Genomic DNA, 6,653 nt, shown 5'->3' on the forward strand with positions numbered 1-6,653 from the left:
ACTCTCACACCTTGCGGCGCCAGAACCTAAATCTGGTGCGTCTACCAATTCCGCCACTTCCGCAACTTATTCTGTAGTTATCAAGGTAATTGGTAAAAACCTAAATAACGTTGTTCATGGTGGCTACGACGGGATTCGAACCTGTGACCCCATCATTATGAGTGATGTGCTCTAACCAGCTGAGCTACGTAGCCATCTTTTGGAGCGAGACAATATAAACCTTCACGCTCTCAGTGACAACCCCTTTTATAAAGGAATCTCACTTGAATAATGGCAGGTCTACCTGGATTCGAACCAGGGAATGGCGGCATCAAAAGCCGCTGCCTTACCGCTTGGCGATAGACCTGCAGGCAATAGTCACAATGACTATTTAAAATATGGTGCGGAAGGAGAGACTTGAACTCTCACACCTTGCGGCGCCAGAACCTAAATCTGGTGCGTCTACCAATTCCGCCACTTCCGCATCTATTCCTAACTGCTCTGATAAAAAGAACATTTAGGAATGGTGGCTACGACGGGATTCGAACCTGTGACCCCATCATTATGAGTGATGTGCTCTAACCAGCTGAGCTACGTAGCCAAAACCATATTTTTTGTTCTCAACGCTTTGTTGCCTTGTCGTTGGGAACGGCGCGCATTATGCGAAGTTGAGTGAGATCCGTCAACAGTTTTTTTTAATAAATTTCGGAAAAAACCTCGTTCGCTTCCTTTTTAAACAAAGAGGCGTGTTTATGATCTAAAACTGGAAATAAATTAGCTTGCAGTTGCGTAGTTTATTTTTGTTCATTTACTTAAGGTATTAAAAAAGCCAGCTTAACAGCTGGCTTTTAGTGTAAATGAAGTGTTTAGAATTCATTCATTTAATTAAACATTGAAGCGGAAGTGTACAACATCGCCATCTTTTACGATGTAGTCTTTACCTTCTAGACGCCATTTACCTGCGTCTTTTGCGCCATTTTCACCATTGAATTGGATGAAATCGTCGTAACCAACTACTTCTGCACGAATAAAGCCTTTCTCGAAGTCAGTGTGGATCTTACCTGCCGCCTGAGGCGCAGTTGCACCAACAGGGATTGTCCAAGCACGTACTTCTTTAACACCTGCTGTGAAGTAGGTGTGTAGAGTCAGTAGTTCGTAACCAGAGCGAATTACACGGTTCAGGCCCGGCTCTTCGATCCCCATATCTGCTAGGAATTCTTCGCGATCTTCATCTTCTAGTTCAGATAGTTCAGATTCGATAGCTGCACATACAGGTACAACGACATTGTTTTCTTTTTCTGCGAACTCACGAACCGCATCTAGATATGGGTTATTTTCGAAGCCATCTTCGTTTACGTTTGCAATGTACATAGTTGGCTTCAGTGTTAGGAAGTTTAGGTAGCCGATTGCTGCTAACTCTTCTTTAGATAGCTCAACTGTGCGTGCCATGCCGCCTTCAGTTAGTACTGGTAACAGTTTTTCTAGTACGGTTAGTTCAAATTTTGCGTCTTTATCGCCGCCTTTTGCCTTCTTCGCGTTACGTTGAATCGCTCGCTCACAAGAATCAAGGTCAGCCATTGCAAGTTCAAGGTTGATCACTTCGATATCTTCGATAGGTGAAACTTTACCTGAAACGTGAACAATGTTTTCGTTTTCAAAACAGCGTACAACGTGGCCAATCGCGTCTGTTTCACGGATGTTAGCTAGGAATTTGTTACCTAAACCTTCACCACGTGATGCACCAGCAACAAGACCAGCGATGTCCACGAACTCCATCGTCGTTGGAAGAACTCTCTGTGGGTTAACGATCTTAGCTAGTGCGTCTAGACGTAGATCTGGCACAGGAACCACACCAGTGTTTGGTTCAATGGTACAGAACGGGAAGTTTGCTGCTTCGATACCCGCTTTAGTTAGTGCGTTGAACAGAGTTGATTTACCTACGTTAGGTAGACCAACGATGCCACATTTAAAACCCATGATAGTAACCTTATTCAGCTTTGAACGTGTGGAGGCGATTTTGTGCTTTAGATAGGCCATCCTTAATCAGGATATCTAGACAACGAACAGCCTCATCAGCTGCTGCATCTAAAAGCTCTTGCTCTTTAGCTGGCGCTTTACCTAATACAAAACCCGCCACTTTATCTTTGTGTCCCGGATGACCAATGCCAATACGAAGACGATAAAAATCTTTGTTATTGCCCAGTTTGCTAATGGTGTCACGCAGACCGTTGTGTCCACCGTGACCCCCACCTTTTTTAAACTTAGCGACACCTGGCGGTAAGTCTAGCTCGTCATGAGCAACCATGATCTCTTCAGGTTTAATTTGATAAAATTTCGCAAGCGCTGCGATCGATTTACCTGATAGATTCATGAAGGTGGTTGGGATAAGCAAACGGAGATCCTGGCCATTGACCATAATGCGTCCTGTTAGACCAAAAAACTTTGGTTCGTTCTTCAGTGTAACGTTGTGAACGCGTGCTAATTCTTCTACAACCCAAGCGCCCGCATTGTGACGAGTTCTGGCGTATTCTGGTCCTGGATTAGCAAGACCAACAAGAAGTTTGATTTGTTGACTCAAGGTTAGGATCTCTCTGGAATCTCAAAAAGCGCAGTATGATAGCACAGAAAACTCGCGGTGGGCGACCAAGGGATTTTCTAGTTATCAGTACAAATAAAAAAACACCCCAAAGAGGGGTGCTTTTGAAATCAGTGTAACTGAAATGTTCGTATTAGTTGAACATTGCAGAGATTGACTCTTCGTTGCTGATACGACGAATCGCTTCAGCTAGCATGCGAGATAGGCTTAGTGTTGTCACTTTACCTGTTGCAGCCATCTCTTTAGACAGAGAGATAGAGTCAGTTACGATAACTTGGTCAAGAACTGAGTTCTTGATGTTATCCGCAGCGTTGCCTGAGAATACTGCGTGAGTAGCGTAAGCGAATACACGCTTAGCACCGCGCTCTTTTAGTGCTTCAGCTGCTTTACATAGTGTGCCACCTGTGTCGATCATGTCATCAACGATCACACAGTCACGACCTTCAACATCACCGATTAGGTTCATTACTTCAGAAACGTTTGCACGTGGACGACGCTTATCTACGATTGCGATGTCGATGTCGCCTAGTGCTTTTGCTGTTGCACGAGCACGAACAACGCCACCTAGGTCAGGAGATACCACTACAGGGTTATCTAGACCGCGAGCCTGCATATCTTCAAGTAGCACTGGCGTGCCGAAGATGTTGTCTACAGGTACATCGAAGAAGCCTTGAATTTGCTCTGCGTGTAGGTCGATAGTTAGAACGCGGTCAACACCAACGTTAGATAGGAAATCAGCAACAACTTTTGCAGTAATTGGCACACGCGCAGAACGTACACGACGGTCTTGGCGAGCGTAGCCGAAGTAAGGGATAACTGCAGTGATACGGCCTGCTGAAGCACGGCGCATTGCATCAATCATAACAACCAATTCCATTAGGTTGTCGTTAGTCGGTGCACAAGTGGATTGAATGATGAAAACATCGCTACCACGAACATTCTCATTGATTTGAACTGCAACTTCGCCATCAGAAAAGCGAGAAACAGATGCATCACCAAGAGAGATGTAAAGACGATCAGCAATACGTTGGGCTAGTTCAGGTGTTGCGTTACCAGCAAATAGCTTCATATCAGGCACGGTGGAAACCTCGGGTTTGCGTCCAGTTTAAATAGGTCGGTGTGAGGCTGATTGGTATTCAGCCAAAGTCTCTTTTAATGGCGAAATATTGCGCCCTTGAGCGACAAATGCCGAGACTTTATCAGAGAGTTGTGCAAGGATAGTTTCTGCTTCAGATTTGCTCGAAAATTCAGCAAAAACGCAAGATCCTGTCCCCGTCAATCTTGACGGCGCGTATTGTAGCAGCCAAGAAAGTTGCTTATCAACCTCTGGGTAGAGCATTCGTACAATTTTTTCGCAATCGTTTACGCTTGGCGTATTTAAAAGTGTTTCTAGATCTCGTTTTGGGGTGTTTCGCGTCAAATCTGGATGACAAAAAACGTCGACGGTTGCGATAGATACATTCGGTCTGACGACTAAATACCACTTTTCTTCGGGATAAGCAGGAGAGAGTTTTTCACCAACACCTTCAGCAAAAGCTGCAAATCCGCGCACAAATACGGGCACGTCTGCGCCCAGTTTTAAACCAATTTCAGCCAGTTCGTCGTCAGTTAGATTCAGTTGCCATAAGTAATTCAGTGCCACTAATGCTGTAGCTGCATTCGATGAGCCCCCACCAATGCCTCCACCCATAGGCAGCACTTTCTGTAGCTCAATATGCGCGCCAAAAGGGCAGTTTGAGTAAGTTTGAAGCGCGGTTGCTGCTTTCCAAATTAAATTGTCTTGAAGGGGCACACCTTCTATGTCTGGAGAAATCGTAATATCACCAGAATGGTTCGCTTGAATGGTGAGCTCATCGCCGTGATCGACGAATTGGAATAAGGTTTGTAACTCGTGGTAGCCATTCTCTGTACGGCCGTTGATATATAGAAAGAGATTCAATTTCGCTGGTGATGGCCAGCGTGTTGAAAGTTCAATCATTGGGTGATGTTCCATTTTGTGATCACTAGATTTATTTTGACATCAGCTGTGGTGAGTTTCAGCTTATTTGGCAGAGGGAGAGACTGTTCATGCCATTGAACGTCGCCATATCGTTGATAAGCAATACTCCAATCATTTAAACCAATTTGTTTGTTTAACGCTTGCAGTGTATTGGTTGGAGACAGTTGGAATTTGTCGGCATCGGTCGGTAGACCTAATAGCCAGTCAGGCATGTGATCGACGGGCATCATTAACCCTGTAAGACGGTAAATCAGCTGGTTAGCACTGCGAGAAGAAAGGACCTGATCGTCGTAAGTTTCTACTGTGGCGCCTTGTGGGGTGATGGTGAGCTTTAATGCCGTTTGTCCGAGAATCGTTGTTAAACGCAACTGGCTTAGTGCTGAAGAATGTTTCCAGTAGAAGTTTAAATTTTGTCTTTGGTCTGGGCCAATATAACCAAGTTTCCCCGTTGCTTGAAAATCTCGGATGGTTTCGAGTCGCTGCTCATGAGCTTGCCATTCAACGCTGGTAACACTTTCAGGAACGGACGAACAACCAGCGAGCAGTAAGCTCGACAAGAAAAAAAGAATAAAGGAGCGTAACGTCATGTTTGATAGCTTATTAATCAGTTTCATCGGGAATCGCTCACAACTATAGCATTGAAAAGTCGCACTTAGGAAAACAAATCCGGCTTACCCTTTCAATAAATGCGTGCTTACAGTAAAATTCTGGACCTATTTTATAACCTATCCCAGAGATACCACGTTAGATGTCCTTGCTTGCTATTGGAATTAATCACAATACAGCGTCTGTCGACTTGCGAGAGAAGGTGGCGTTTGGTCCGGATAAACTCGGCCCTGCACTCGAGCAACTTAGAGAGCACGAAGCAGTTAACGGCAGTGTGATTGTTTCAACCTGTAACCGAACTGAGTTGTACTGCGATGTTAAGCAAGGAGCGCGAAACAAGTTGATCGATTGGCTTGCTCAATTTCATCAAGTGAGCCGCGAAGATTTAATGCCGAGTTTGTATGTTCATGAAGAACAAGCTGCAATAAAGCATTTGATGCGCGTATCGTGCGGTCTTGACTCTCTGGTGTTGGGTGAGCCTCAAATTTTGGGGCAGGTAAAGCAAGCATTTTCTGACTCGCGAGATCATCAAGCTGTCGATGCCTCGATTGATAAACTGTTTCAAAAGACGTTCTCAGTCGCCAAACGGGTGAGAACAGAGACAGATATTGGTGGTAATGCCGTGTCCGTGGCTTATGCGGCATGTACACTGGCAAAACATATTTTTGAGTCGTTATCAGATTCAACCGTGCTTTTAGTTGGTGCGGGTGAGACGATTGAATTGGTCGCGAAGCATTTAGCGTCCAACGGTTGCACAAAAATGATTGTCGCGAACCGCACTAAAGAGCGCGCGCAAGGCTTAGCGGACCAATTTGGCGCAGAAGTGATCAGTTTGAACGAAATTCCTGAACATTTGGCGAAAGCGGATATTGTGATTAGCTCAACGGCGAGCCCATTGCCTATTATTGGCAAAGGTATGGTCGAAACGGCTCTAAAGCAGCGCCGGCATCAACCTATCTTGTTGGTCGATATTGCGGTGCCGCGAGATGTGGAGTCGGAAGTCGGTGAACTGAACGACGCATATCTGTATTCTGTTGATGACTTGCAATCTATCATCGACAGCAACATTGAGCAGCGTAAAGTCGAAGCGATTCAAGCTGAAGCGATTGTTAGTGAAGAAAGCGCTGCATTTATGACATGGTTGCGTTCACTGCAAGCCGTCGATAGTATTCGCGACTATCGCAAATCAGCCAACGAAATTCGTGAAGAGTTACTGAGCAAAAGTTTGCAATCTTTAGCGGCAGGCGCAGATCCGGAGAAAGTGCTGCGCGAGCTGAGTAATAAACTCACCAACAAACTGATTCACGCTCCAACTCGCGCATTGCAAAGTGCAGCTGAGCAAGGCGAACCAGCAAAATTAACGATTATCCGCCAAACACTTGGCTTGGATGATCTATAACTCACGCTTTTTATTAAGAAAACGACACTATGAAAGCCTCTATTCTGACTAAGCTAGAAACGCTAGTAGAACGT

Annotated in this window: 6 protein-coding genes and 4 tRNA genes; 1 reads left to right on the top strand and 9 read right to left on the bottom strand. The window is 45.1% G+C overall.

Features of this window, described 5'->3' with window-relative positions; genetic code table 11:
• Positions 1-117: 117 nt before the first annotated feature.
• From R7070_RS24085 to lolB, 9 genes are all read right to left on the bottom strand, one after another.
• Positions 118-194, bottom strand: a tRNA-Met gene (locus R7070_RS24085).
• 77 nt (positions 195-271) lie between these two features.
• A tRNA-Gln gene (locus R7070_RS24090) sits at positions 272-346 on the bottom strand.
• A gap of 32 nt (positions 347-378) precedes the next feature.
• A tRNA-Leu gene (locus R7070_RS24095) sits at positions 379-463 on the bottom strand.
• A 40-nt stretch (positions 464-503) separates the two neighbouring features.
• Positions 504-580, bottom strand: a tRNA-Met gene (locus R7070_RS24100).
• Between the two features lie 284 nt (positions 581-864).
• Positions 865-1,956: a redox-regulated ATPase YchF gene (ychF, locus tag R7070_RS24105; RefSeq protein WP_005393178.1), complete on the bottom strand. Its 1,092-nt coding sequence runs from the start codon at positions 1,954-1,956 to the stop codon at positions 865-867.
• 10 nt (positions 1,957-1,966) lie between these two features.
• A complete protein-coding gene (gene pth, locus R7070_RS24110) occupies positions 1,967-2,557 on the bottom strand; it encodes an aminoacyl-tRNA hydrolase (protein ID WP_005384112.1) in 591 nt (196 codons plus the stop codon).
• Between the two features lie 151 nt (positions 2,558-2,708).
• Positions 2,709-3,653 carry a ribose-phosphate pyrophosphokinase gene (locus tag R7070_RS24115; RefSeq protein ID WP_005393176.1) on the bottom strand — a complete coding sequence of 315 codons (945 nt, stop codon included), beginning with the start codon at positions 3,651-3,653 and terminating at the stop codon, positions 2,709-2,711.
• Between the two features lie 27 nt (positions 3,654-3,680).
• Entirely contained in the window at positions 3,681-4,553 is an 873-nt protein-coding gene (gene ispE / locus R7070_RS24120) for a 4-(cytidine 5'-diphospho)-2-C-methyl-D-erythritol kinase (RefSeq protein WP_021034139.1), read from the bottom strand.
• On the bottom strand, positions 4,550-5,188 hold the full coding sequence (lolB, locus tag R7070_RS24125) for a lipoprotein insertase outer membrane protein LolB (protein ID WP_226084100.1): 639 nt from the start codon (positions 5,186-5,188) through the stop codon (positions 4,550-4,552). Before lolB ends, ispE begins: the two co-directional genes overlap by 4 nt.
• A 134-nt stretch (positions 5,189-5,322) precedes the next feature.
• Between lolB and hemA the strand changes: the two genes are divergently transcribed.
• Positions 5,323-6,579 (top strand): glutamyl-tRNA reductase, encoded by a 1,257-nt coding sequence (gene hemA, locus R7070_RS24130; protein ID WP_005384104.1) that lies wholly within the window; start codon positions 5,323-5,325, stop codon positions 6,577-6,579.
• Positions 6,580-6,653: the final 74 nt, after the last annotated feature.

Source organism: Vibrio sp. 1557, from assembly GCF_033340175.1.
In the GTDB taxonomy this organism is placed as follows: Bacteria; Pseudomonadota; Gammaproteobacteria; order Enterobacterales; family Vibrionaceae; genus Vibrio; species Vibrio alginolyticus.

Bases quoted from the DNA above. Each gene is read 5' to 3' on its own strand.
- ychF (WP_005393178.1), bottom strand. From the start codon at position 1,956: ATGGGTTTTAAATGTGGCATCGTTGGTCTACCTAACGTAGGTAAATCA.
- ispE (WP_021034139.1), bottom strand. From the start codon at position 4,553: ATGATTGAACTTTCAACACGCTGGCCATCACCAGCGAAATTGAATCTC.
- lolB (WP_226084100.1), bottom strand. From the start codon at position 5,188: ATGAAACTGATTAATAAGCTATCAAACATGACGTTACGCTCCTTTATT.
- hemA (WP_005384104.1), top strand. From the start codon at position 5,323: ATGTCCTTGCTTGCTATTGGAATTAATCACAATACAGCGTCTGTCGAC.